General features: G+C 62.8%; 24 protein-coding genes, 1 tRNA gene and 1 pseudogene. 7 read left to right on the top strand and 19 right to left on the bottom strand.

Annotated features, from left to right (window positions below; translation table 11 throughout):
- Positions 1-75: 75 nt before the first annotated feature.
- A complete protein-coding gene (locus ET418_RS14070; protein ID WP_149308595.1) occupies positions 76-726 on the bottom strand; it encodes an outer membrane protein in 651 nt (216 codons plus the stop codon).
- A gap of 139 nt (positions 727-865) precedes the next feature.
- Positions 866-2,590: an Ig-like domain-containing protein gene (locus ET418_RS18560; protein ID WP_188055588.1), complete on the bottom strand. Its 1,725-nt coding sequence runs from the start codon at positions 2,588-2,590 to the stop codon at positions 866-868.
- Positions 2,591-2,956: 366 nt separating this feature from the next.
- Here ET418_RS18560 and ET418_RS14060 point away from each other — a divergent pair, with 366 nt between their 5' ends.
- On the top strand, positions 2,957-3,748 hold the full coding sequence (locus ET418_RS14060) for a formylglycine-generating enzyme family protein (protein ID WP_188055586.1): 792 nt from the start codon (positions 2,957-2,959) through the stop codon (positions 3,746-3,748).
- 168 nt (positions 3,749-3,916) lie between these two features.
- Here ET418_RS14060 and ET418_RS14055 read toward each other — a convergent pair whose 3' ends face one another.
- The 7 genes from ET418_RS14055 to ET418_RS14025 all read right to left on the bottom strand — a co-directional run bounded on the left by ET418_RS14055 (position 3,917) and on the right by ET418_RS14025 (position 9,230).
- Positions 3,917-5,404 carry a sensor domain-containing diguanylate cyclase gene (locus ET418_RS14055; protein WP_188055584.1) on the bottom strand — a complete coding sequence of 496 codons (1,488 nt, stop codon included), beginning with the start codon at positions 5,402-5,404 and terminating at the stop codon, positions 3,917-3,919.
- A gap of 360 nt (positions 5,405-5,764) precedes the next feature.
- Positions 5,765-6,127, bottom strand: coding sequence for a nitroreductase (locus ET418_RS14050; protein ID WP_149308587.1), 363 nt, complete (start codon positions 6,125-6,127; stop codon positions 5,765-5,767).
- Positions 6,128-6,201: 74 nt separating this feature from the next.
- Positions 6,202-7,161 (bottom strand): arsenosugar biosynthesis radical SAM (seleno)protein ArsS, encoded by a 960-nt coding sequence (arsS, locus tag ET418_RS14045; protein WP_246153097.1) that lies wholly within the window; start codon positions 7,159-7,161, stop codon positions 6,202-6,204.
- A 307-nt stretch (positions 7,162-7,468) separates the two neighbouring features.
- Positions 7,469-7,945, bottom strand: coding sequence for a DUF4124 domain-containing protein (locus ET418_RS14040; RefSeq protein WP_149308585.1), 477 nt, complete (start codon positions 7,943-7,945; stop codon positions 7,469-7,471).
- Between the two features lie 55 nt (positions 7,946-8,000).
- The gene (locus ET418_RS14035) at positions 8,001-8,300 is read right to left on the bottom strand and encodes a hypothetical protein (RefSeq protein WP_149308583.1); all 300 of its coding nucleotides are present in this window, start codon (positions 8,298-8,300) and stop codon (positions 8,001-8,003) included.
- 156 nt (positions 8,301-8,456) lie between these two features.
- Positions 8,457-8,894, bottom strand: coding sequence for a bacteriohemerythrin (locus tag ET418_RS14030; RefSeq protein WP_149308581.1), 438 nt, complete (start codon positions 8,892-8,894; stop codon positions 8,457-8,459).
- A 135-nt stretch (positions 8,895-9,029) separates the two neighbouring features.
- Positions 9,030-9,230 carry a hypothetical protein gene (locus ET418_RS14025; protein WP_149308579.1) on the bottom strand — a complete coding sequence of 67 codons (201 nt, stop codon included), beginning with the start codon at positions 9,228-9,230 and terminating at the stop codon, positions 9,030-9,032.
- A gap of 385 nt (positions 9,231-9,615) precedes the next feature.
- Between ET418_RS14025 and ET418_RS14020 the strand changes: the two genes are divergently transcribed.
- Positions 9,616-11,043, top strand: a complete 1,428-nt coding sequence (locus ET418_RS14020; RefSeq protein ID WP_149308577.1) for a putative bifunctional diguanylate cyclase/phosphodiesterase — start codon at positions 9,616-9,618, stop codon at positions 11,041-11,043.
- Between the two features lie 162 nt (positions 11,044-11,205).
- Here ET418_RS14020 and ET418_RS14015 read toward each other — a convergent pair whose 3' ends face one another.
- The 7 genes from ET418_RS14015 to ET418_RS13985 all read right to left on the bottom strand — a co-directional run bounded on the left by ET418_RS14015 (position 11,206) and on the right by ET418_RS13985 (position 19,281).
- On the bottom strand, positions 11,206-11,397 hold the full coding sequence (locus tag ET418_RS14015) for a hypothetical protein (RefSeq protein WP_149308575.1): 192 nt from the start codon (positions 11,395-11,397) through the stop codon (positions 11,206-11,208).
- Between the two features lie 241 nt (positions 11,398-11,638).
- Positions 11,639-14,095 (bottom strand): methyl-accepting chemotaxis protein, encoded by a 2,457-nt coding sequence (locus tag ET418_RS14010; protein ID WP_149308573.1) that lies wholly within the window; start codon positions 14,093-14,095, stop codon positions 11,639-11,641.
- A 68-nt stretch (positions 14,096-14,163) separates the two neighbouring features.
- The gene (locus ET418_RS14005) at positions 14,164-14,934 is read right to left on the bottom strand and encodes a substrate-binding domain-containing protein (protein WP_149308571.1); all 771 of its coding nucleotides are present in this window, start codon (positions 14,932-14,934) and stop codon (positions 14,164-14,166) included.
- A 183-nt stretch (positions 14,935-15,117) separates the two neighbouring features.
- The gene (locus tag ET418_RS14000) at positions 15,118-16,812 is read right to left on the bottom strand and encodes a DUF6178 family protein (protein ID WP_149308569.1); all 1,695 of its coding nucleotides are present in this window, start codon (positions 16,810-16,812) and stop codon (positions 15,118-15,120) included.
- A 174-nt stretch (positions 16,813-16,986) separates the two neighbouring features.
- On the bottom strand, positions 16,987-17,946 hold the full coding sequence (locus tag ET418_RS13995; RefSeq protein ID WP_149308567.1) for a Tim44 domain-containing protein: 960 nt from the start codon (positions 17,944-17,946) through the stop codon (positions 16,987-16,989).
- Between the two features lie 28 nt (positions 17,947-17,974).
- A complete protein-coding gene (locus tag ET418_RS13990; protein ID WP_149308565.1) occupies positions 17,975-18,208 on the bottom strand; it encodes a DUF6290 family protein in 234 nt (77 codons plus the stop codon).
- A 590-nt stretch (positions 18,209-18,798) separates the two neighbouring features.
- Positions 18,799-19,281 (bottom strand): cohesin domain-containing protein, encoded by a 483-nt coding sequence (locus ET418_RS13985; RefSeq protein WP_188055582.1) that lies wholly within the window; start codon positions 19,279-19,281, stop codon positions 18,799-18,801.
- A 316-nt stretch (positions 19,282-19,597) separates the two neighbouring features.
- Between ET418_RS13985 and ET418_RS13980 the strand changes: the two genes are divergently transcribed.
- The 4 genes from ET418_RS13980 (at position 19,598) to ET418_RS13965 (ending at position 23,328) form a co-directional block, all read left to right on the top strand.
- The gene (locus ET418_RS13980; RefSeq protein ID WP_149308562.1) at positions 19,598-21,001 is read left to right on the top strand and encodes a ParA family protein; all 1,404 of its coding nucleotides are present in this window, start codon (positions 19,598-19,600) and stop codon (positions 20,999-21,001) included.
- 160 nt (positions 21,002-21,161) lie between these two features.
- A complete protein-coding gene (locus ET418_RS13975) occupies positions 21,162-21,452 on the top strand; it encodes an ArsR/SmtB family transcription factor (protein WP_149308560.1) in 291 nt (96 codons plus the stop codon).
- A 160-nt stretch (positions 21,453-21,612) separates the two neighbouring features.
- Positions 21,613-22,473, top strand: a complete 861-nt coding sequence (locus tag ET418_RS13970; RefSeq protein ID WP_149308558.1) for an SDR family oxidoreductase — start codon at positions 21,613-21,615, stop codon at positions 22,471-22,473.
- A gap of 180 nt (positions 22,474-22,653) precedes the next feature.
- Positions 22,654-23,328, top strand: coding sequence for a Rossmann-fold NAD(P)-binding domain-containing protein (locus ET418_RS13965; protein ID WP_218043399.1), 675 nt, complete (start codon positions 22,654-22,656; stop codon positions 23,326-23,328).
- A gap of 45 nt (positions 23,329-23,373) precedes the next feature.
- On the opposite strand, the gene ET418_RS13960 is transcribed toward ET418_RS13965, so the two are convergent.
- A complete protein-coding gene (locus tag ET418_RS13960; RefSeq protein ID WP_149308556.1) occupies positions 23,374-23,880 on the bottom strand; it encodes a hypothetical protein in 507 nt (168 codons plus the stop codon).
- Between the two features lie 145 nt (positions 23,881-24,025).
- The gene (locus ET418_RS13955; protein WP_149308554.1) at positions 24,026-24,217 is read right to left on the bottom strand and encodes a putative signal transducing protein; all 192 of its coding nucleotides are present in this window, start codon (positions 24,215-24,217) and stop codon (positions 24,026-24,028) included.
- A 434-nt stretch (positions 24,218-24,651) separates the two neighbouring features.
- On the opposite strand from ET418_RS13955, the gene ET418_RS13950 reads away from it, so the two are divergent.
- Positions 24,652-24,726, top strand: a tRNA-Glu gene (locus ET418_RS13950).
- Positions 24,727-24,880: 154 nt separating this feature from the next.
- Here ET418_RS13950 and ET418_RS18320 read toward each other — a convergent pair.
- A pseudogene (locus ET418_RS18320) lies at positions 24,881-25,073 on the bottom strand (hypothetical protein); the annotation flags it as partial.

The following is a 25,073-nucleotide window of genomic DNA, read 5'->3' as shown; positions in this document are numbered from 1 at the left end:
TCGGATAGGACTTATGGGACTTATAAGACATATAGGTCCCATAAGTTTTATAAGTCCTATTTCAAACCTCTCGCCTCAAAACCCCACCCGCACCCCGAGCACCACGCTGTGGTTGTAATAATCCATCCTGAACGCCGTCCCGTCGGCCTCCCGGAGCTTGGGGCGGATAGCGCCGAAAAAACGATACCCCAGATCCAGGTTCAGCCGGTCGGTCAGCGCGAAATCGACCCCCAGCCCCGCCTGGTAGGCAAAGACGAAGGCCGAGTCGTCGCTCAGGGACCCGCCGGTCACCCGCAGGTCCGAGGCCTCGATGCGGGCTGCCCCCAGGCCGAGCCCCAGGTAGGGGGACCAGAACCGGTCGCCGAACAGGATGCCGTAGAAGTTGACCAGCAGGCTGTCCGCCGTGACGCTGCCGCTCGCCGGCACGCTCCCATCGGCAAATTTGGCCTTGTCGAGCCGGTTGCCGCGGTGGCTGTATTCCAGCTCGATGCGCCCCTCGCCCGCGCTGTTGCCCGGCTCGAAGTCCCACCCCAGGACGGCGCTGCCCATGAGGCCCGGGTCGAATTTGAGGCTGAAGTCCCCCTGGCTGTCGGAGCCCTTGGCGGACATCAGGGCGTTGCCCCCCAGGAAGGCCCCCGCATAGGGGCCCGCGTGCTGCGCCCAGGCCGGGCCGCACACCAGCAGCGGCAGGCCCAGGGCGATGATCATCCGGCAGATTCGTTTCATATGGTTCCTTCCTTCATAACTGGTGGTATCGGGCTCAAGTACCTTGAGGGCGGCGGGGGGTAGCTTGTAATCCCCGGTGATTATCAACCACCCCCTGACCCCCTCCTTATCAAGGAGGGGGAACCTTCCGAATACGTGATTAGGGCACCTTGACCGTCACGGTCGGGGCGGTAATGCCGCCGAAGGTGGCGGTGAGGGTCGCTGTGCCGCTATCGACCCCCATGATCTGACCCGGCAGTTGCTGGCTGTCGGCCTGGATGGCCACGTTGGCGTCGGAGATCGTCCAGACCGTGTCCTTGGTCACGTCCGCGGTGGTGTTGTCGCTGTAGGTGACCGTGGCGGTGAAGGGTGTGGCGGAGCCGACAGCCACCACGTTCGTCGTGCTGCTCGGGCTGATGTCCAGGCTTTTGGGGGTCTTGGCCGTGACCGTGACGGTCGCCGTGATACTCGTGCCGCCGTAGGTGGCGGTGATGGTGGCGGTGGTGCCGGCGGCCACGGCGGTGACCTGGCCGCTGGCCAGCCCGGTGGTGCCGACCGTGGCGACGGAGGTGGCGTTGGAACTCCAGGTGGTGGGGCTGCCGGCGCTGCTGCTGTCGGTTACGACCTGGGACGTGCCGTCGTTAAAGATTGCGGTCAGGGCGAAGCGGCCGGTGGACCCCTTGGTCAGGCTGAGGCTGGCCGGGGAGATTGCAAGGTGATTGAGCGACGGGGCGGTGACCGTCACGGTGGCGGTCTTGCGCAGGGAGGCGGAGTCTGCCGTAATGGTGACGGCGCCGCTCGCCAGGGCGCTTGCCCACATCACATTGCCCGACGGCGTGGTCAGCGTGGCGCGGCTCGTGTTGTCGACCGTCCAGGTGAGCGCCCCGGTGATGTCCCGCGTCGTGCTGTCGCTGAAGACGCCGGTGGCGCTGATGCGCCCCATGGTCCCCTTGACGAGGGTCTGGCTGTTCGGGGAGATGCTGAAGCTCGTCAGGGTGCCCCCCGTCACCTTGAGGGTGGCTGCCCCGCTGACGCTGCCCAGGGTGGCGCTGATGGTGGTGGTGCCGGGGGCGGAGGTTACGGTGGTCCCGGCGGCGGGGGCCGGCGCCGCGTTGGTGTTGGATGAGCCCCAGGTGACCTGGCTGGTGATGTCGCCGGTCGTTCCGTCCGAATAGGTGCCGGTGGCCGTAAAGGCCGTTTTGGTCAGGGAGAGGACCGAGGGTTTGGCCGGCGAGACCGCAATGGATTGCAGCACCGGGGCCGTGGCGGTGAGGAGCGCCGTGCCGCTGATGCCGCCGAAGGTGGCGCTGATGGTCGTGGTGCCGGCGGCCAGGGCGGTGGCCAGCCCCTTGGTGTCGTCGGCCGCGTCGCTGACGGACGCCACCGTGGCGTCGCTGGAGGCCCAGGCGGCGTCGAAGGTCAGGACCTGGCTGCTGCCGTCCGAGAAGGTGCCGGTGGCCGCGAACTGCGTGGTCAGACCCTTGGCCAGGGTCGGGGCGGCGGGGGCGACCGTCACGGCGGTAGGGGTGGCCGAGCTGACCTTCATGGCATAGGTGGCCGACACCCCCCCCAGGGTCGCGGTCAGGACGGCGCTGCCCGCCAGCTTGCCGGTCACCCGGTTCGGGTTGGCCGTGGTCGCGAAGGCGGCCACGGTGGGCGTATCGCTGGTCCAGGTCACCTTGTCGCTGATGTCGCGGGTGAACAGGCCCGAGTAATTGCCCGTGGCCTTGAGCTTGGTGGAGGTGTTCAGGGCGATGGTGGAGTAATCCGCCGTGATCGTAATGGCGGTGAGGGGGGTGATATCGTTCTCCCGGGTCGCGGACCCATCCCAACCGCAGCCGGAGAGCAGCACCATAAGAACACCTGGCCAGAACAGGTTACGCATATACTTCCTCCCAAAATAGGTGTGAACCGTGTGAACGATGGAACTCATATCCCGGCCTGACCGGGGCGGAGGGAACAGATTATGCCGAAATCGCCGGTTTGGCAATGGCGGCGTGCGTAATCAGTCGTTACGGGCTGATGTGGCGATGTTTGGCCGGTAACTATCGCTGCCCACGACCCGGTTGCGCCCCTGGGAATAGCCGTCGGCTTGCGTGGATGAAGAGCACCAGGCCCGCTTCTGCGCCGATGGACGGTTGCCCGCACCGTAATCCGTGATTTTTCATTTGAAATTGGGTGGTTTCGCGGTATATTCCAAGCCAGGATGGCTACAAACAATGTCGAACATCGTCAGTCTGGGGGGATACGCATGAAGATAATGGGCCTGGTGTTGTTTTTGCTCTGTTCCGGCTGTGCCGCCATGGATGCCGGTTTGCAACCTGCCAGTGGCGGTTCCGGCGCTCCCGGCCGGGCTGCATATGTCGATACCGTTACCGGTATGGAGTTTACGGCGGTTCCCGGCGGCTGTTTTTTGATGGGGGATGTGCTGGATATCGGTGATAGCTACGAGCGGCCGGTTCACGAGGTCTGTCTGAAAGAGCTCAGGATCGGAACCTATGAGGTTACCCAGGCCCAGTGGCAACGTGTGATGGGGGACAACCCTTCCCGGTTCAAGTCGTGCGGCCAGTACTGTCCGGTAGAAAATGTCAGCTATTCCGACGTGCAGGGTTTCATCGAAAAACTTAACGCCCAAAGCGGCCGGAACTACCGTCTGCCCACCGAAGCGGAATGGGAATACGCCTGCCGTGGCGGAGGAAAACCGGAAAAATTCTGTGGCGGCGCAGATGTCGAAGACGTGGCCTGGTATGCCGCCAATTCCTTTTCATCGCCCCAGCCGGTGGGCCAGAAGCGCCCCAATGGCCTTGGCATTTACGATATGAGCGGCAATGTGTGGGAGTGGGTGCAGGATTACATGTATAACTACCTGCCGAACAAAGCGGACAACCCCACCGGACCGTCGGCGGGCACCTTCCACATCGTGCGCGGCGGCGCCTGGGATGTCACCGCCGACGCTACACGCAGCTCGTATCGCAACTATGTCGCCTCGGAGAGCCGCAAATCCGATCTGGGATTCCGGTTGGTGGCTCCCCTGACCCCGTAGCCGGCACCCTGCCATTGCTGCGGCGAGCCGTTCATGATCAGCGTGGTCGCGGAGATGGAAGAGCCGTAGCGGGATGAGGTGAGCCGAACGCCGCAGGCTAGGCAATACAAAGGGGCGGTCCATGTATGGGACCGCCCCTTTTTTCATCGTCTGGCCGCACCGCGCGGCCTATGCCACGTGGACGCGGTTCTTGCCGGTTTTCTTGGCCATATACAGGGCCGCGTCCGCCTTGTTGAAGATGATCCTCTTGTCCCAATCCCCATGGTCGGAGCAGTAGCTGGTCACGCCGACGCTGATGGTGGCGGTGATATTCCCGGCCGAAGCCTCTATGGAGCGCCTGATCTGCTCGGCAACGATGCCTGCCTTGGAGGCGTCCGTTTCCGGCAGGATAATGCCGAATTCGTCGCCCCCCAGACGGGCGAAGATGTCGGTGGCCCGCACCTTTTTCTGCACCAGCCTGCTGACGTTGACCAGCACCTGGCTCCCCACGAGATGCCCGTGGGTGTCGTTTATCTCCTTGAGCTGATCCAGGTCGAACAGGACAAGGGAGAATTCCCGCCCGTAGCGCTGGGACCTGCTGATTTCCTGTCCCAGGGCCTCCTGGAAGAAGCGGTAGTTGTACGCCTGGGTCAGGTCGTCCTTGTAGGCCATCTCCCGGTGCCGTTCGTTGCTCTCATGGAGTTCCTGGGCCAGGGCCTCGGCCTTTTCCCGCGCCTGCTTCAATTCCAGCATCATCAACTCGTAGGAATGGTACATTGCGCCCAGCTCCTCGTTGGCTTCCTGCAGGATCTGGGAGAGCGGCTTCATGGTCGCGCCGTTGATGCCGAAGGCGACGAACATCTCCCCGCTCTTGCGGGCGACCTCCTCGATCAGGCTGTCGGCGGCATGCTCCTCGAAGCCCAGGCCCGCGGTGAGCAGGTGTTTGGCCCGGGTAATCTTGGCGACGTCGTGGCTGTCGTTGTAGAAGCACGAAAGGACGTTGGCGGCCTCCAGTATGTCGATGACCAGGCGATACTGTTGCGGCGCGTCGTCGCCGCAATGGTGATACCGTATGGGGAGGCAGATCGCTTCGGGGAAGTTCCAGCTCTTGAACAGTTCCGCGCCCGCCGTCTGATGGTCGAACCCGAAGAGGTCGCGCTCCAGGTGGTGCAGCGGGGTGCGCCCGTTCAGGGCGGTCCTGGAGATCTGCCGGTAGTCCGTGGGCCGCCAGTTGCGCATGAGCAGGGCCCCTATGTCCTGGAGCAGGGCGATGAGGAACAGGTCGCCGCCCGAACCGGTAAGGGCGGTGGCGATCTGTTCGGCAGCCACGGCCGAGGTCAGGGAGCGACGCCAGAAGAGGTCGATGTCGAACGAGCCGTCCTCCTCCACCTGGAACTCGCTGTACACGACAAAGGAGAGGGCGATGATCTTGACGATGTTCACCCCCAGGATGGCGACCGCCTTCTCGACACTGGTAACCGAACCGGAGAGGTTGTAATAGGGGGTATTGGCAACCTTCAGGAGTTTGGCGGTCAGGGAGGGGTCCGCGCCGATGATTTGGGCCAAGTCCTGAAAGGTGAAATCGTCCTCGCGCACCAGGTCGAGAATATTGATGCAAATCAAGGGGGGCGAAGGAAGTCTGGTCTTCCCGGTGATCACGGTTTGAATCGAATCCAATCTGAGTTCCTCGTTTTCTGCAAGGGGGATGGCGCTATTCGTCCGATGAGCAACCGCCGCGATTCGTTCCCGGCAGCCCTCTCCGAATGGCGAACGCCTCGACCATCTCCTCCGCTGTAACAACTCCCGTTCCCGTCATCGCATCGTTGCATCGTTGCTTTGCTTCTGTCCCCTGAGGCGCTCTTCCGCCCGGGGATACTCGGCAGGGAGAGTCCCTCTTCGCCACGGCCCGTATCACCAGCATCGGTAAATCCGTTATACATAGCAAAAAGATCGCGGGACTGTCCATCAATTTCGGGATGCCGAACCGTAATTCTTCAGGAGAGTGCCGTGCCGTGATCGCGGTGCGGCGGTGCCCTCCTATTCCCGGGGCTTTGGCGCCATCATCTCCGTGGCGCGGCGCTTGGCCTCGTCCAGTTCCGCACGCGTGAGCATGGCGTTGCGCATGGCGCCGAAGCGCGGGCCGATGCGGTCATTGAGAAAGCGGAACAGGGGTGACTTCTCCTCCAGTTCCGCCTTCATGAAGCGGACGCAGCCGTGGCATTCGGGGTTGCTCACCACGTGCCTGCGGGCGTCGATCCCGTGGCGGAGGGACAAGAGGCGCATGCCCCACACCAACGGCTCCCGGACCAGGCGGAACCACCAATGCCTTCCATAGCAGCGCCGGACAAGCAGGAGTGCGCAGTTCTTGCAGACAACGGGGGATAATCGTTCCTGGGGCATGATCGTATCTGCTCTCTTGGTCGCGTCGGTGCGGGGTGGCGCCCTTGGGGGCCGCCCCGCAAGCCGGGGCGGGGCTAGGCGCTCAGGCTCCCCTGGCAACTGCTGCCCGCCCCGGCGGTGCAGGCGAAGCAGTGCTCACCCGACGCGATGGCGGTGCCGATCAGGTCGTCGGCGCGCACATTCCCGATGTAGCCGTCGGCCACATCCAGGGGGAGCCGCAGGATATGGTTGAAATCGCAGTCATACACCTGCCCCTGCCAATCCACGCTGACCATGTTCCGGCACATCACCCTGGCCAGGTTGTCGGGGTTGAAGCTCGCCGCCAGCAGGTCCAGGTAGGGCTGCAACTGCCCGTGCCGCTCCAGGTCGCTGCGGAAGCGGCCGATGGGCATGTTGGTGATGGTGTACAGGCTGGTGAACGTAATGCCGAACCGCTCGCCCAGATGCTCCTTGTAGGCGGCCTCCAGGGCCGGTTGCGGGCCGGGCAGGAAATCCCCCCCCGGGTTGTAGACCAGGTGCAGGCCGGGGCCCGTGGTGCCGTAGCCGATGCGGTTCAACTCCTGCAGGACCGCGATGTTGGCCTCGTAAACGCCGGGGCCGCGCTGGGCCGCCACGTTTTCCTTCAGGTAGCAGGGCATGGAGGCAACGATCTCCACGTTGTTTCCCGCCAGGAAGGAGGGCAGGTCGGCATAGTCAGCCTCGGCCAGGATGCTGAGATTGCTCCGGAGCAGGATCTTTTTCAGGGAGCCGATCATGCGCAGCCGCTTGATCAGGTAGCGCAGGTGGGGATTCATTTCCGGCGCCCCGCCCGTGAGGTCCACCACGTTGACCGCACCCTGCTCCACAAAGCGGAGACAGTGCTCCATCACCCGCTGGTTCATCTCTTCCGTGCGGTGAGGACCCGCCCCCACGTGGCAGTGGTTACAACTCAGGTTGCAGGCATACCCCAGATTCATCTGCAGGCACTCCACGGAATCCCGTGTCAATACCTGTCCGCTCTTCTCCATATAGTTGTCGAACGTCGTAGTTTCCAAACGATTGCCTCCCGGGCAGCGACCCGCTTCGCGCTGACCTGCCGCATGATGTCCGGTACTGTACCATGCGGACGATTGCGCATGCAACTGTGCTGAATCAGCCGGCAATGGCGATGATTGGCTGAAATGAAACGGATCACATGCCCGGGAATCGGGGTGATCTATTATTGTTTCGATAATCGGTGATCCATGTGAAAACGAAAGGGGCGGGAGGGATGCCGTAATTACCGGAGGGGGCAAAGAAACAGCCGGCACGTGATCCTGGAACACCGTCAAAAGGGGCCTGGGGGAAACCCGGGGAGGCGGGCTACTTCGTCCCTCCCTGTTGCATCCGCTTCTCGATCTGCTGCACCCGGGGATTGGTGAGCAGCTTCATGAACGCGGGGTTGTTCATCAGGGCGCCGTAATCCCCGGTCTGGACCGCGCGCAGCACCGCCGGGTCGCTCAACAACGCCTGAATCTGCGGATCGTCTTGCAGTTGGCGGATGAGCGCCATGCTCCCTTCGTCATTCTGCAACCGCCCCTTCACCTCCTCCAGCCGGGCGGCGACGGAGCCGCTTTCCGGGGTGCCCTGCCGAGTGGCGGGGGAGGAGCCGGCCGCGGGGCCGCTCCCGCTCCCGGTGGTAACGTCGATCCCCAGAGGGGTGGCGTTCTTCCGGTAGGGCGCCGGGATCACGGCGCGGGATTCGGAGAAGTGGACGGTCCCTTCCCCGTCGGTCCATTGGTAGGTTTCCGCCTGGGCGACGGACGCCGCCAGCAGCAAGATGATAAGGAGTTTTTTCATGCCGGTTCCTGTCGTCTGCGGGAGCCTCGCGTCGCTGCGTGGCGGGTGCCGGTGCTCATTTGTCCCTGTTTTCCGGGACAATCGAAGGGTCCGCGCCGATCAAATCGGCGGTTGTGAACGCCTCTTCCAGCATGTACGTGAGGTGCTCGATCTCCCCCGGCGAATAGACCGTGGTTCCGACCTCGAGAGCCGCCTTCAAGCGCGCGATCTTTTCGACAATATTGTAGTAACTCCGGCCGGTACAGTTGCTGATATCCAGCAGGCACAGGTCCTTGCCGGTCCCGGGCGCCTGCTCGGCAAAAGCGGCGGAAGCGGCACCCAGGGTGATCGCAATGATGATGGGCGCTAATCTCATGTCAGTTTCCTCTCTGGGGGATATGTCCGGCATGTGCTCCGCCGCGTCCCGGCAACGGCGGGGGAGGCGGATAGGTGCACCGTCCGGGCGGTCAGCATACCACCTGTCGGTGCGTTTGTGAAGGCGCAGGTACCGGCTGCCCAGCAAAAGGTTTCGTCACGCGCTGTCTTGGGAGGGGAGGGGTTCCGGGGCGGCCGGGACGTTGGCGGCGAGATAGCCGGCCAGTTCCCGGTCCGTCACGAGGATGTGTTGCATCAGCCACTCCTTCAGAAAGATCACGATCTCAAGGTTGTGCAGCGGCTCGCGTGCGTGCAGCCGGCTCTGCAGGTCGCTGATATGGCGAAAGAAGTGGCCGTGCTGTTCCATGTGGGACGCCTGGGACGGATAGCCGCACTGGCGCATCAGGTCCGCTTCGGTCTTGAAATGGTAGGTGGCGTAATCGAGAAGCTCGCCCACGATACGCACCATGCCGTGGCTGTCGTTCAACTGAATGGCGTCGTAGGCCGCGTTGATGAGGCTCACCAGCCGCTGGTGGTGTTCGTTCATAACCCCTACTTCAAGGTTGAAACTGGTCTCCCAGGTACAAAGGGGCATAGGCTTTCGTTCCGTTTCGTTTGGCGTCACAGGCAATGTGTCGAATTATAATAGCAGTGCCCGGATATTTCAACCGAATACCCGATAGGGGCATATATCGGGACGGATGCGGTGACCATCCCCCCATTCCGTGTCTCATTGTCCCGGGAGCGGCGGCTCCCCGTGGGGCGCCGCATGGGTTCCGTACCCCGCTTCCCCGCTGTCCCGTTGCCCCTCGTTCTCCCGTTTTTCCAAGGTGGCCTGTCCCAGCTTCCAATAGAATACGAACAGGACGCAAACCATCGCCACCCCTATGACTGCAAGTTCCAACCCCGATTTGAGCGTAATAATATCCACGGTGCGCCTCCTTTTTGGGTTTCCGCCCGGTTGACTGAGCGTGGGGGAAGCTTATACCCGGAATGTTCCGGCACTATCCTGGCCCGGTTACAATGGGGCAAAAAGTCGGCCTGCACCCAAGAGAAGCGGGGTCGATGGCCCCGGAGTGCGTACTCCTAGCCGCTGGTGGGCGCCAAGGCCGGATTGACGCGGGACCCGTCGACGCTGTTTGCTTTTTTCTTGCACATTTCAGCCTCTCTTATCCCTTGTAATTATTAGAAAAAGGGTGTAAGGAGTATTCTCATCCGGGTATGTGTGTTGTTTGCCGGATCGATGCGGCCAGAAGCACCCTTCCGGCGTTGGATGTTCGACTTTCGTTTGTCACCATGACGGCACGGGACTCCTAATGCACGATGCAAGCAGGACGCGGCGGCAGCTCCAAAGAGAGATAGACGCCTTGCGCGGCCGGGTTGTTCTCCTGGAGGAAACGGTGACGAAGATGCGCCACCGGGGCGAAAGCCACGGTGCGGCGTCTTTGACGGACCGTCTGACCGGTTTGCCGAACCGGGCCATGTTCTACGATACCCTGAATAACGCCCTTTCCTCAGCCAAAGAGAGCGGCGGCAAGCTTGCCGTCATCTTCTTTGCCCTCGATCGTTTCAAACTCATCAACGATACCCTTGGCCAGTTCGTGGGGGACGCGCTCCTGCAGGAGACGGCCGTACGTCTCGACGCCTGCCTCGCGCCCCGCGACACCCTCTGCCGGCCGGGGCGGAACGAGTTCTTGCTGCTCCTTCCCGGCATGGGCTGCCGGGACGACGTCCAGCAGGTCGTGGCGGACGTTTTCGACGCCATGGCGGATTCCTTCCTGTTGGCGGACCAGGAGCTTGTCATCAACGCCAACATGGGGATCTGTCTCTACCCGGAAGGGGGGGGCAGCGCCGACGCCCTGATCAGAAACGCCTATGCCGCCCTCTTGAAGGCAAAGGATTTCGGGAAAAACAGCCACCGCTTCTTTTCCCCGCAAAGTTATGAATCGGAATTCGGCCGGCTCCTGTTGGAGAACGACCTGCGCCGGGCCGTCAATCGCCAGGATTTTTCCCTGCACTACCAGCCCCAGGTGGACCTGCAGGGGGGCCGGGTCGTGGGCGTGGAGGCCCTGGCGCGCTGGGAGCACCAGACCCTGGGGAACATCTCCCCGGACCAGTTCATCCCGCTCGCCGAGGATATCGGCGTGATGGCGCCCCTGGGGGAATGGGTGCTCCGAACCGCCTGCGAGCATCATCTCGCCTGCAGCAGTTCCGGTTGCCAGCCGGTCAGGTATGCGGTCAACCTCTCCCCCACCCAACTCCACTCCGGCAACCTGGTGCCCTGGATCTTCTCGGTCCTTGAAGAGACCGGACTGGACCCGAACTTTCTGGAGCTGGAGATAACGGAAGGCGCCCTCCTGAAGAACAGCAAGGCCACGGTGGCGGCCTTCAACACCCTGCACGCCGAGGGGGTGCGGATCGCCATCGACGATTTCGGCACCGGCTACTCCAGCCTTGCCTACCTGAGCCAGTTCCCCATCAGCAAGCTGAAGATCGACAAGACCTTCACCAGCGCGGTCACCACGGACGAGAAGTCCGCCGCCATCTCCCGGGCGATCATCTCCCTGGCCCACAGCCTCGACATGCGGGTCATGGCCGAAGGGGTCGAGACCCGGGAACAGTTGGACTACCTGCGGGACCTGGAATGCGACGAGATCCAGGGGTACCTGGTATCGTGCCCGCTGCCCGCCAACGAGACCATGCAGTTCCTGGCACGGCACTCCCTGTCCGAATTCCCCCTGTAGCGAACCGTTCAACCTCCCGGCAGGAAAAACCTCGCAACGGCAGTTTTGCCACAAAGGCGCAGAGCAAAACGCGGCGTTTCTTCGAAAAAACCGTATATTTTGTCGTCCCGGTTGCGTGGCGCATGCCTTTTCCCGGTTGCAGCGTCGTGGGGCCTGCCGATATCAGGAGGGTTCGACGTTCCGCAGTTCCACCCGCAGGGGGGCCGAATCCCAGGTAACGTGGGGGTAGAGGGATTTGTCGAGGCGGAGGTAGGTCCCGTCGAGCCCCGAAGGGGCCCACCAGCATTCCTTGCCCCGTTTGGGCAGTTCGCAGAAGAGGTACAGGTCGTTATTCTGGTCTCTGGCGATGTACATGGCAGTTCTCCCGGTTGCATCATGATGGCGTGCCCCCCGACAGTAGCAAGCTTTGACCCGATGCTCAAGGAAAAGCGCCACGGGGGGCCGGCGTTTCATGGGGGGCGGCTGCCGGCCTTCCCCTTTCCGGGGCCGGGACGAAACGAGCCCACCAGAAGGATCTGGTGGGCTCTGCAGTCTGCAAGCGGTCGTGTTCTTTCGTCCTGTCGCTTCCGTCCGTGGAGGAACCGTACGCCGCACCTCAGGCAAGCTTGAATCGACCGACGAGTACCTGCAGTTCCCGGCTCAGCCCCGAGAGCCGTTCCGCCTCCCGGGATGAGTCGTGGGCGTAGCGGGACGTCTCCTCCACCACATCGGATATCTGGTGGATATGGGTGCTGATTTCATGGGTGGTGGCGGTCTGCTCTTCGGCGGCCGTTGCGATGTGGCTGACATGATTGACCACCAGGTCGATCTGGCTGAGGATCTCCTGCAAGGCGGTATTGGACCGGGCGGAATCCGCCGTACCGCGCTCCACCACGGTGACCCCCTCCTCCATGGCACCGACCGCGTTGCGCGACTCCTGCTGGATCGAACCGATCATGGCCTCGATCTCCTTGGTCGCCGTAGCCGTGCGGGCGGCCAGCCGGCGCACCTCATCGGCCACAACGGCAAACCCGAGGCCGTGATCCCCGGCCCGGGCCGCCTCGATGGCGGCATTGAGCGCAAGCAGGTTGGTCTGGTCGGCGATATCCTGGATGGTGGCGACGATCTCTCCGATCTGATCGGAGCGCGAACCGAGCTTTTCCACCGTTACGGCTGAGGATTTGACCATGTCGCTGACGACCGCCATCCCCTTGATGGTCGCCTGCACGGTGGCGGAACTGGTCATGACCGAGGCGTTGGCCTGTTGCGACTCGTTGTGGGCGGTTTGGCAACTGCTGGCGATCCCCAGCGCGGTGGCGGCCAATTCTTCGCTTGCCGTGGCCACGGTTCCCGCCCGCTCCAACATCCTTTGCGATGCATCGACGGTGTGGCTCGCGCTGTTGGAAACCTCCGCCGAGGCTTGATTGATGGACTCGGAGGCCTCTTTAACCTTGGTGATGAGCTCCTTCAGGTTGAGCGACATGCGCTGCATCGCCCCCATCATGACGCCCAGTTCGTCCCGCCGGCCGGTTTCCACGGTGATAGTCAGGTCGCCGTCGGCGATCCGGTTCATCACCCCTACCGAGGCGATCAAGGGGCGGTTGATGGAGACAAAGATCAGCACCCCGAACAGAACGCCCAGGGCTGTGGAGGCCAGGCTGATGGCTATGATCAGCAGGGAGCTGGTGCGGACCATCCTGTTGACCGAGGAGATGGCCTTCTCCTGGTCCCCCTGGGCCTGGCTCACCGTCTTGTCCCCCTTGTCGGCCTCCTGTTGCACCACCGCCTGGAGCTTGAGCGTTGCCGCCGCCGCCCGTTCCTGCATCTCCAGGCTGCGGCGGATCTTGGCGATCACGCCGTTCTGGTCGAACAGCATGCCGTGGGTGGCGGCGAAGTGCCTGGTCACCGTCTGCAGGGTGGCGCGCTCCCGGGCGGCATTGATCGTTTTGAGCGATTCGCCCACGTTCTTCTCCGCCGCGCCCAGCCTGTCGAATACGCCGCGCAGGGAGGCCTCGACCGCGGCAACGTCCTTGGTGGAGGTGAGGGTGAACAGCTTGGTTGTCAGAGCCTCCACGAAGATCCCCTGGGCCACCAGGTCGGCATTGTCGGCCAGCACGCCGGTGGCAAGCCTGGACTGGTTGTACAGGGAACCCTGCTTGCCGGACTCGCTGCCGTAGTTGGAGTTGGCCGTGGCCACCTCCTGCTCCACCGCCAGTTGCAGCGAGGTGACCTTCTCCTGCAACTCCTTGTACAGCGCCCCGTACCGGTTCTTCGTCTCCGGGTCGGCCTGTCCCAGCAGCGATTTCTTGAGGTTGGCCAGTTCGATGGAACTGTCGCCCAACTGATTGATGGAGGGCCGTAGTTCCTGCATGTCCGCCAGAAAGGCGCTCTTGGTGATCTTGGCCATGACGGTGTTGAATTTGCCCCGGGCGATCAGCAGCTTCTTGGCATCGGTGGCGCGGTCGATCAGGGCCACCATCTGGGCCAGCTCCTTGATGACGACGCGGAACGATTCCGCATTGCGCAGGCGGGTCTCGATGTTCCTGGTCTCCACGGTGGAGGTGCTGTAGGAAGCGGAATGGCTGTTCTGCAGGCTCCTGACCTTGGCGTCCAGCCCTTTGAGCTGGCTGGTGACGTCGCGCAGCCTGGCGTCGATGGCGGTCGCGGCCTCCTTCAATTCCGCTTCGGCCGTGATACGCGCCTCGGTCACGCCAAAGAGTTCGTTGCCGATGCGATTGAGGTCGTCATAGGCCTCGACCTTTTCCGCCCCCCCAAGGTCGTTCAGCGCATCCTGGGCGCGCTTCACCCCGGCGATCGATTTCTCGGCCGCTCCCCGGGAGGCGGCGTACTCCGCCTTGGAGCGGACGGAACCGGTCCTGACCAAGTCGGCCGCCGCACCCTGGAGCACCCGCTGCATCTCTGCCGTGCGAAGCTGGTACGGGGTGCTCCGGGTGGTCAGGTAGCCAAGCCGGTCACGGATGAAACGCATGCCGAACAGGCTGGTGCCCGAGACCGCAGCGATCATGATGATCGCGCCGATGATATTGAAGATGAGTTTGGTTCTGATGGTCATGGAAATTCCCTGTGCAGGCGGATGCCGGGCAGCGCTGGCCCAGCCCCTCGCGCCGGAGATGGTACGATCTATTCTGTCGCCTTGATAAACTTCCGGCCGTCCTTGTTGATGAATTCGAGGAGTTTCAACAGCGCATTCGGCGGGTTGGCCCGTGAAATGAGGGTGATGTCCCGGGAAAGCAGGGGGGTCTCGGGGGAGGCGACCGAGTCGTCCAGGGCACCGGCGGGGCCGATGCCGATTGCCGACGGGTTGGCGGCGATGTTCGTCCGCACATCCTCGGCCGTTGTCGCGTCGAGCACATCGCTTACCAGCGGTTTCCCGGCCAGGAACGCCGAAAGGAACATGGCGTTGGTGTCCTGCATCAGGCTGCCCCAGACCACCATGATCGGCATATCGGCGCCGCCCACCTGGTTCCAGTTCTCGATCTCGCCGCTGAAGATACCCCGCAACTGTTCGGCGTTCAGTTTTTTGACCGGGTTCTCTTTGCTGGTGATGACCACGATGTGGTCTTTGCCGATTGTTACGGGTTGGAAAACCGCGGGGTCCTCGATCTCGACCCCTTCGCGTTTCATGAGCTCAAGCCAGGCAGGGTAGCCGATCCCGGCAGCCGCGGCATCCAGGCTGGCCCGATTCAGATCGGCAAAGGCGACCTTGGCGCCCGACTCGATCACGATCAACTGGACGTTGTTGGCGCTCTCGAAGGCCTCCTTGATGGGCTTGAGGATGTTTTCCGCCGCCGCATCGCCGGCGCCGATCTTGAGCTCTTCCGAGCTGCCGCTGGAGATGCCCGTCCACAATACAACGACAAAGAGGCCCGCTACGAAACCCAACCGCAACATATGTATCTCCGCTTGTTTCTGCATTTACTAGACAGATACACGTGTCGTACGACATTCGGAAGGCGTTTGTGTTACAAGTTTTGAAAATGCTACAGGGGTGTTTCTCTCGATCGGCTTCGTGAGGGGATGGGTCGGTCCGCCATAGCCGGCAGGGGGGGCTCCCTGCCGGCTATGAACAGCTATTTACGGCAGGTCGCCCCGGAACCGTTCCTGCAGGGCGGCGGCGAAAGCGTGGATGCGCCCGATCTGCTCTCTCCGGGAAATGAACTCGTCGTCGCGGCTCGTCTCCCCGTCCTGGCCGGCGGCGAGGGGGGGGAGGGAGGGGCACTCGTCCAGCAGCGTCTGCAGGGCATGGATGGTCGCCTGGTCGAAGACGCACTCCAGGGCCGTCAGTTTCTTGCGCGAGTTCCAGGGCCTGTCCTGGGCGAGGTCCAGCTCCATCTGCCTGCACAGCCCCGCGACGGCCTTTGCGGCCCGGGCCGTGCGGGGAGGCGGGGCAGGGGCGTGCAGCCAGAGGCGCAGGGCGGCGGTCAGGGCCGCGCCGACCTTGAGCGCAACCTCGCGGTAGAGGATATTCCAGCCGATCTTGAAGAGCTTGACCATGTCGTGGTCCGCCAGCACCGGGCCGGGGAGGGGACCCCCAGGGGCTGCGGGGCGCACGGACAGCAGGTATTCCAGGCCCAGGTTCCCGGTCGCCAGAACGATCTCGGCCGCTTCGCTCTGCCGGAGGCTGCGGGAATGGTAGCCGCAGCCGGAGATGAGGATGTTCGCCAGGTAGTTCAGTTCGTGCATGCGCAACGAGTAGAGCTTCCCGTCCGCCTCCCTCAGTTCGAACATGGCATCCCTGATGAGGCGGTTTTCCCGCCCCTGGCGGCCGGTTCTGGATTCCTCCAAAAGTTGCGTCTTTTCCGGGGCGGGTATGGCATCGATCTCGCCGAGCAGTTGTATGAACTGGACCATCTTCTCCGTCGGGGTGGCGTCGGCCCCGCCCGAGGCCCCGGGCGCGGGTTGGCTGCCGGCGGCGGCCAGGCTGTCGTTGGCCCACGCCTCGTTGATCGTGCGGAAGTATGATTTGGTTATGGCGTCCACGGTCCCGGATTCCATAAGCTCGTCCACCCCGGCCCGGCGCGCCAGGTTCAGGAAGCCCAGGGCCGCCGTTGGCGGCACGAACCCCGCCTGTTCCCGCCTCTCTTCCCGGCCGGCGGCGACATCGGAGGAGAGTTGTTCGCTCTTGGTGAGGACGTTGTAGAGCCCGCCGTTATCCTCGATATACTCGAAGGAAAGATGGCAGCAGCGCTCCAGGATGCGCATGAGGTAGCTGTGGTGATGCGCATCCAGGCTGGCCATGGCCCGGACGATGGCATCCCATGAGTCGAGGCTCTTGGAGATCACCAGGTATTTGCCGAACTCGCAGTTGAGGCTGCCCTCGAGGGCCGTTTCCAGAAACCGGTCATCGAACGGCTCGTCTTCGGTTCTGTTCAGCATCCGCAGGGTCAACTCGTCCAGGTCCACGACCAGGGTCTGTTGGGACAGTGCCATGGTGATGAAATCCTCGTCCATCCCGGCCAGGGTCCGGGCGACGAAATCCGGGCCGGTCTCCTGCATGATCTCGAGCCACAAGGCAAAGCGGCGGGAATCGAACGTCTCCTCGTCGCCGGGGTGGGCGCCGCGCCACAGGTCTTCGTCGAACACCTGCTCCAACTGGCCGGTGGTGGCCAGGGCGATGATCTCCCCGCAATCTTCGATGCCGATGTGGTGAATGAGTTTGTTGAGGGCGCGGCCGTTCAGCTTCTGAATGACGGCGATGAACTGGGGCTCTTCCAGGATTCGGTTGAGCAGCCGGTTGGAAGGTATGCTCGTAACTAATTTGCCGGTCATGACGTACCTGTCCTTGGAGGGGGCAGAGGAACGGGGTCGCCCCCTCTGCTTCCCGTATCGTTGTGTCTATCGAATGATTATAGGACGAGTGCCCCCCGGGGTCCATTCATTATGTTTCGGCACGTCCCCCCTCCCGTGGCGGGAAGGGGGACGTGCCCGATTGCTGCAAGCCGGCTATGCCTGGTTGATCGCCGACAACCGCCACGGGTTGGCGCCCACCACCCGGGTGAAGGTCCAGAATTCCTCGAATTTGACCGGCTCCGCCTTGCTGCCGGACACCACCGCGCCGGTCGTCTCGTCGGTGGTATAGTCGAGCAGATTCGCATAGATCGAAGCGGTGATATAGTCCTGTCCCGCCTCCTGCCACGCCTCGGCGATCTTCACCTCCCTGACGGCGATATTCTCCAGCCGGTTGATCTGCTTGTCCCGCAGCAGCCGGTCCAGGTCCGTCTGGAAGATCCCCCGCATCTCGTCGGTCAAAAGCCCCGCCACCGGCGACAGGCCGCGATTCATCCACGCCCCCTGAATCTTGAAGAAGGTATCCATGGCCGCATCGGTGAAGCGGTTTTCGTCGAACGAGGGGTCCATCCGGCGGATATGGGACAGGCCGGCCCCCACATCGTCCGCTGCCGGCTGAGTGCCCAGCTGCGCAGTGGGCAGGGGGATTACGGTTCCGCCCCCATACCCCCCCTGCCCGGAGAAGGTGGCCGCGCTATCGGCCCGCTTTTTTTTTATATAGCGGTAGATGAGATAGCCGACCCCCGCCAGGAGGGCGATCTGCACCAGGCCCATGCCTCCGCCGCCCATGCCGCCGACTCCCGATCCCGCCCCGGCAAGGCTGCTGAACAACATGCTGCCCAGCATGCCCCCGGCGAGGCCGCCGGCCATGCTCCTCAGGAACCCGCCCCCCTGCGGTTGCTGGAAGGCGCCGGGCGCGGGCGCGGCCTGCCGCTGCGACGTGCCGCCGTAGGTGGATGAGGGGGAGGGGCTGGCGGAGCGGGAATAGCTGCGCGAACCGCCGCCGAAAGAGCGGCCGCCGCCGGCCCGGGCGTCGGCGTTGAATTCGAATGCGGTGACACTGAGGAATACTATGGCCGCCATAATGGCGCCCGCCTTGATAAGGTGGTTCTTCATTCGGTTCTCCTTGTGGTTTGTGGTACGGTCAATCCAGGCACAGCTTGCGCCGGTTCTGGCTCCACTGGGCAATCGCCTCTCGCATGATCTCGGAGATGCTCTTGGACGTGGACTTCGTCAGCTTTTCCAAAGCACGTTTCTCGTCGTCGTTGATGCGCAGTGAAATGATATTCTGCAGTTGGTCCATCCGTTCCTTTTTCTTTTTCAGACTCTTTTGGGATGGTTTCGGCTCCCTGGTAACAACACTCCTTGGGTATGACATGGTTTTCTCCTTTGCTGGGGCGTTCCCGATGGGGAGGCTCCGGGTGGAAACGAGAGCAGGTGTGTCAATGGGTTCGGGTTACCGGCGATTCGGTGTGTACGATACGCGCCTCCATGGGGTGACGGGTGAAAAAAGCGGCATCGGGCCGCCGCCGGCCGGTGGGGCGGGGCGCCGGACATCGGGCGTTCCCGCCGGGAAACCGGCATGGTTGGCAGTTCGTGATGATCGATACCGTAGTGGCAAGGATGGGACAGTGAAGGGTGGTTGTGAACAGGGTGCAGGTGCATGGTACCTCCGGCGATTCCTTCTGCGCCGGGGTAAATGAAAAAGACCTTTACCCACGGCATGAAAACACAGTGGATAAAGGTCTTGCTGGCGATATATATCGTTCCCGGTCCGAGCCTTGCGGCTGTGTTGACGAACCCGGGATCAACCATGTCTCCGGTTGATAGCTACTCCCCTTTATGAGGAGCGGAGTGTACGGGCGCTGCCGTTCCGTGTCAAGCTATTTTTATCTGGCACTGTTTTCGGGGAGCGGCGGAGCGGGGGGCGCGCCGTGCTGTTCCATGTGGTTGAACTCGCAGGTCCTGTCAGGGCACCGCCACGCCATTGCCGTCGATCAATTCCACCGAGGCCAGGGAGGCGTTTCCTATCCCGTTGACCGTTGCAAAGGAGACGGCGGCGATCTCGCCGTTGCCCGCCAGTGCCGTATTGCTCACGATGGCGAGCTTTATGGTCCCGGCGTACTGGGTGTTGGTCGCCATGACCGAACCCGCCGTGAGGCCCCCCTGGGTTACGGTGGGGGCCGCCAGGACCGAACTGTCGTACGTGATGGTCAGGGCTATGCCGGCAACCCCGTTCATGTTGTTCCCCTGGATGATCAGCCCGCCGTCGCCGGAGGGGACCAGGGACACGAATGCGTTTTTGCTGGCGGCGGTGCTGGATTGGGAGGCGCTGCTGGTGGCCGTCGATGCCGCATCCCCGCCGTTTCCGCACCCCCACAGCACGGCCGCCATGCCCAGCAGCACCGCGATCCGAAGCCAGTTTCCCCTTTTGTTGCCTCTACCTCTCATGTCCATTGTTCCGATTCTTTCCTTTCTGTATCGTGCCGGAGTGATGCCGTACCTGCAATCCGAACACTATAGCGAATTGCCGGAAAAGATGTAAAGGGGTTTATTTGTCCTATTTGTGATGCGAATCACCGAAAGCCGGTAAACGGGTATCGGTTGCAGGACCATGAACGGGTTTATTTTGTGAAAATAATGTGGAATTTGCCCTGGGATTGAAAACGGGCATAGCATTCGATTTACCTGCTGCGGTATACTGCCGATAAGGAACAGCAGGCATCGAAAAGCCGCATGTCAGCGGCAAGGAGTTTGGGCGCGCCCCATGCAGCCGTACCCCTACGTCATAACCATCTCCTCGGAAAAGGGAGGGGTCGGCAAGACCACCCTGGCCTGCAACCTGGCCGTGTACCTGCGCGCCCTGCGGGAGAGCCTGCCGGTCACCATCCTCTCCTTCGACAATCACTTCACCATCGACCGCATGTTCGCGCTGGAGGGGCAGAAGCTGCACGGCACGGTCCGCGAGATGTTGGAGGGGCAGCCGGCCGGCGCCCTGGCGCACACCGGCCAGTACGGGGTCGGCTATATCCCCTCCTCCACCGCCGAACGGCTCAACCCCCTGCTGGAACGCTTCCGGGACCCCCGGACCCTGGCCGGCCTCCTGGGCGAGTCCGGGCTGCCCGGCGTCGTGATCATCGATACGCGTCCCGACCTGAACGCCCTGACCAGAAACGCCCTCTTTGCCGCCGATCAGGTGCTGGTGCCGGTCAAGGACATGGCCAGCATGGAAAACTGCAAGAACATCATCGCCCTGGCCGAGCAGCGGGGCATGGACCGGAACGCCCTGGCCCTGATCCCCTGCCTGGTGGACGAGCGCATCAAGTACGACGGGGAGTTTCGGGACCAGAAGACCCTGCTGCGGAGCTTCGCCGCCGAGCGGGGCTACCGCTGCCTGGATACCTTCATCTCCAAGAGCCCCAAGGTGGAGAGCCTCACCACCAACCCGGACGGCAAGATCTACCCGATCCTGACCCACGCCCGGGGCACGGAGGTGTACGGCCAGTTCCGGGAGATCGCCCTGGACCTCCTCCGGGTGCTGGACGCCGTCCCCGAGCCCCGCGCCTCCTTCCTGTACCTGCCCCGGGCGGAGGAGCGGGAGCCGCCGGAGATGGCGGACTCCCTGGCGCGTCGGGAGGGGCTGGCGGATCACTGCCTGATCTGCGGCGCGCTCCTGGCCGAGCATGCCGAGGGGCGCGGCTTCTATTACGAGACCTCGGACCGGGCCAGGCGCGGTTTCCTCCACACCTCCTGTTTCGTGGACCTGCTCTGCGCCGCCCTGTACGGCATGACCAGGGATTCCCAGGGATACGGCATCGCCCGTCTGGTGGCGGGCGAACAGGCGCGCAAGCTGGTCACCGTGATCAGCCCGGCCATGGTCAACGGCTCCCACCGGGTGGATTTCAGCCAGTTCGACGCCGAGGGGGAGCTGTTGTTCCACCGGGAGGTGGCCATGGATAGGGGCGGGGAGGACGAGGCGGAAAAGGGGATCAACGATCGCCTGTTCCTGATACTGAACGAGGCCCTGCCGGTCCGGGGGGCGGGCAAGGGCCCCTGGCTGGCGGTGCACCCGGTCGATCCCGAACACCCCGAAGCGGTTCTGGAGGAAGAGCGCTACCGCGCCGTGCACCACGTGCAGAGCCTCATTCACGGCAGGGCCGGGCAGTTCTGAACATGTACCGCACCCCAAGCAAATCCCCCCTGGCCCCCCTTTTATAAAGGGGGGAATGAGCCCCACCCGTTCTTGGGGCTCTCGTCCCGAGAAATAATCCTTGACCAGGGCAATCATCCGCGCTAACATTTTGACAGTTATCGAAGTTTAGGGAGCAGTCATGGACATCAAGCAGGCGGCAAAGATATTCAAGGCCCTTTCCCATCCCAACCGGCTGGAGATCTATCTCAGCATCGTCAAGGGGGAGCAGGGGAGTTTCAAGACGGCGGCGTGCGAATGCGGCGTGGCGGAGTTGATCGCGACGCTGAAGATCGGCGCGCCCACGGTCTCCCATCACCTGAAGGAGTTGGCCAATGCGGGGCTCATCACCACCGAGCGCCAGGGGAAGTTCCTGGTGGCCCGCCCCCTGCCGGAGACCTGGGCAGAGGTGAAACGACTCCTGCCGGAGTAGGGGCAGCGGGTTTGCAAGAGGGTAGGGAGCCTGGCAACGGGCTTTTTCTTTCGTTGATAAATTCGATAGATGTGAAATTGTATAAGTGTGGAATAATTGTGGGGGCTCGTCACGCACCGGCGCGGGACCTGTCACCACAGCGCAGGCGAGGAGGCCAGACATGAAGAACACCATCTTGATCACCGGATGCTCGTCCGGTTTCGGCAGGGCCACCGCCCGCCTGTTCGCCTGGGAGGGGTGGAACGTGGTTGCCACCATGCGCCGCCCGGAGGAGGAACGGGACCTGACCGCGCTCCCCAACGTGCTGGTCACGCGGCTGGACGTGCAGGACCCCGCGACCATCGCGTCTGCCATCGAGGCCGGGATCGCCCGCTTCGGCCGTATCGACGCCCTGGTCAACAACGCCGGCTTCGGCCTCTTCGGCCTGTTCGAGGCGACCCCCCCGGAAAAGGTCGCCGAGCAGTTCGACGTGAACGTCTTCGGGGTGATGGCGGTCACCCGCGCCATCCTCCCCCACTTCCGCGCCAACAAGGGGGGGCTGATCCTCAACGTCAGTTCGGGGGCCGGGGTGTTCACCCTGCCCATGCTCTCCCTGTACTGCGCCAGCAAGTTCGCCCTGGAGGGGTTCAGCGAGGCGCTCTCCTATGAGCTGGCCTCCCAGCGCATCGTGGTCAAGATCGTCGAGCCGGGGGGAGTCCTCAGCACCAACTTCGGCCGGCGCAGCGGCGCCGAGGCCGCCTGCAACGCCGCGCTGGCCGACTATGCCCCCTTTGTCGCCCGGACCCAGGAGGCCTTCGCCGGCCTGCGCGCCGCGCGGCTGGCCACGGAGGATCACGTGGCCCAGGTCATCTTCGATGCCGCCACCGACGGCACGGACCGGTTGCGCTACGTGGCCACCGAGGATATCGAGACCCTGGTCATGGCCCGGCGGGAGGCCGGCGAGCAGTCGTACATGGCCCTCATGCGGCGCCGCTTCGGGGGCGGGGCAGTGCCGTGCGGGAAGGGCCTGGAGGAGTGCTGAATCTTTGAACGATAGTTGTGCCAAAACCGAGAACCTGCCACAGAGACACAGAGCCACGGAGAACATCAAAGTCACAGGCTGTTTTTTACATGGTTGTTTCTTTGTTTTTGACGTTCTCTGTGTCTCTGTGGCAGATGTTCTTGTGTTGTGAAGAGTTATCATAACGATGGGAGAAATGGGATGAGCGGTATGAGGGTGCTGATGTTCGGCGCCACCGGCATGGTGGGGCAGGGGGTGCTGCGGGAATGCCTCCTGGATAGCGGGGTGGCCTTCGTGCAGACCGTGGGGAGAACGCCAACCGGTCTGGCGAACGCGAAGCTGCGGGACTTGATCCACCCCGACCTGTGGCACTACGGGGCGATCGAGGGGGACCTGACCGGCTTCGACGCCTGCTTCTTCTGCCTGGGCACGGCGTCGGCCGGCAAGGGGGAGGATGAGTATACCCGCGTCACCTACGACCTGACCATGGCCGCCGCCCAAGCCCTGGCGCGGCTCAACCCGCACATGACCTTTGTCTATGTCTCCGGCGCCGGGGCCGACGGTTCGGAACAGGGGCGGGTCATGTGGGCGCGGGTGCGGGGCAGGCTCGAAAACGCCCTCCAGCGCCTCCCCTTCCGCAGGGTCTACATCTTCCGCCCCGGCGTGATCCAGCCGTTGCACGGCATCCAATCCAAGACGAAGAGCTACCGCCTGCTCTACCGCCTGTTGGGGCCGGTGCTGCCGCTGTTGCGCCGGGCCTTCCCCGGCCGCATCACCACCACCGAACGGATCGGGCGCGCCATGCTCCGGGTCGCGCGCTACGGGGCGGACAAGCAGATCCTGGAATCCCGGGACCTGGAGGAGCTGTCGGCCTGAGCGCGCCCTTCTCTCCGGGGCTCCGGGCGGAACCGCTGGTGCGGTTCAGATCTTCCTGCTGTCGTAGGCCCAGTGGAGCAGCGCCTGGCGCTGCTTTCTCCGGCAGGCCAGGTGCCCCTCGGGGCAGTTTTTGCGCAGCTGGGCGATATGTCGCGCCATGGCCCGCCATCGCTTGATCTGCCGTGGGTCGTCGGCGCACCGCCTCCCCAGGTAATAGCGGCAGTACCACTGGAACCATCCCCGCGGGTCGTCGCTGTGAATCCACCCTTTTTCCCGCCAATAGGAGAGCGGCTTGGAGGCGTTGACGCCGAAGAAGTTCAGTTCGGGCACGTGGCGCTCGTGGCAGAGCCGGGCGTTGGCGAACCACTCCTCGGGGAACTCGCCCCTGCAGTCGGTCAGGTATTTCCCCCCGAAGACCCCCAGTTCCAGCATCTCCCGCGGGGTCAATTCGGGCCGGAAGTCGGGATGGAAGTTTTCCCCCACCGGCTCCGTCAGGTAATAGACGTAATCCGTCTGCATCAGGTCGTTGACGCATATGCGTATCTTTTTCATAGGGGCACCGGGAGGCCGCTTCGGTTGTCCGGCGGCCTTGCGAGGCTATCGGTTTCCTGAATTTGCACTATCACACGAAAAAGGACACCCGGATCATCTCCGGGTGCCCTCCTGTTACGTTACTGCGCGAACATCACCGGTCCCGCTACGCCTCCCCGCGGGTGGGGCTGCACAAGATCCGTTCCGCGGCTTCCAGATCCTCCGCGGCTACCATGATTTCCCTCTGGTGCGACCCTTCCGGCGGAATCCCCTGGGGATATGCGATGCCCCTCTCTTTCAAAAGGTCCACCATCCGGTTTGCCTCTGCGTTGCCCATGGAGTCAAAAAAGCGTGCCATATACTACCCCCGTTTCCCATGATCCCTCATGAACGTTACCTGCACGCCTCGTGTCCGCACCTCTTTTCGTCCCTGAATCGGCCCAGCGCCCCACCAGCGGCCCTGCGCCATTTCTTTGAACCTCCGATCCTTCTGCGGCCCGGGCAGATGGGCACCATAGCCTGATCTGCCTTGGAAGGCAACCCCCTTCCGTGTTGCGGTGTTACGCATAGAATTCATTAATAAATTACCTGTCTATTTGTACCTCACAAAGGCACTATTTGCAATCGCAATTCTTTTTTTTTGACCGGTCGGCATTCGTCGGAAATTGTATGGTGCCGCCTTTTGTCTTCGGTGTCTCGGTGCCTCTGCGGCACGATTCGTTGACTTTGTGGGGAGGTTGCTGTACAAACGATTGCAACGACAATGAACACGCTTGTCGCCAGTACCCGGACAATCCCATCGTCTAGTGGTTAGGACGCTGGCCTCTCACGCCGGTAACAGGGGTTCAAATCCCCTTGGGATTACCATCTTCACCACACAGTCGTCTTCTTGCGGATACTTCAAAGGCTTACGGATTTTTCCGTAAGCCTTTTTTGTTTTCTACGGCAGGTGCCCCCTGCGCGTGCCCTGGTCCCCGCGTTGACTCATATTAAAAGGTAACCGAAGGCTTGATACGTTGCCTCATATTGTAGGTAACCTGACGATGTGGAAGATTGCCTTGAGCTTTGCTTCAATCTTCGCTTTCAGTGTAAAGGGATTGAGTGAATTGTAAAGGGCTTCCAGTGTTGTCTTTGCCTCATCCGTGATGTCAACTGACGCAGCGAGTCTTTGATAAGGTGTTCTTGGCGGTTCGTATTTCCGGACATATTTCGAG

This window comes from Oryzomonas rubra (assembly GCF_008369015.1).
GTDB lineage: Bacteria > Desulfobacterota > Desulfuromonadia > Geobacterales > Pseudopelobacteraceae > Oryzomonas > Oryzomonas japonica.
This window is presented reverse-complemented; position numbering and strand designations above follow the sequence as displayed.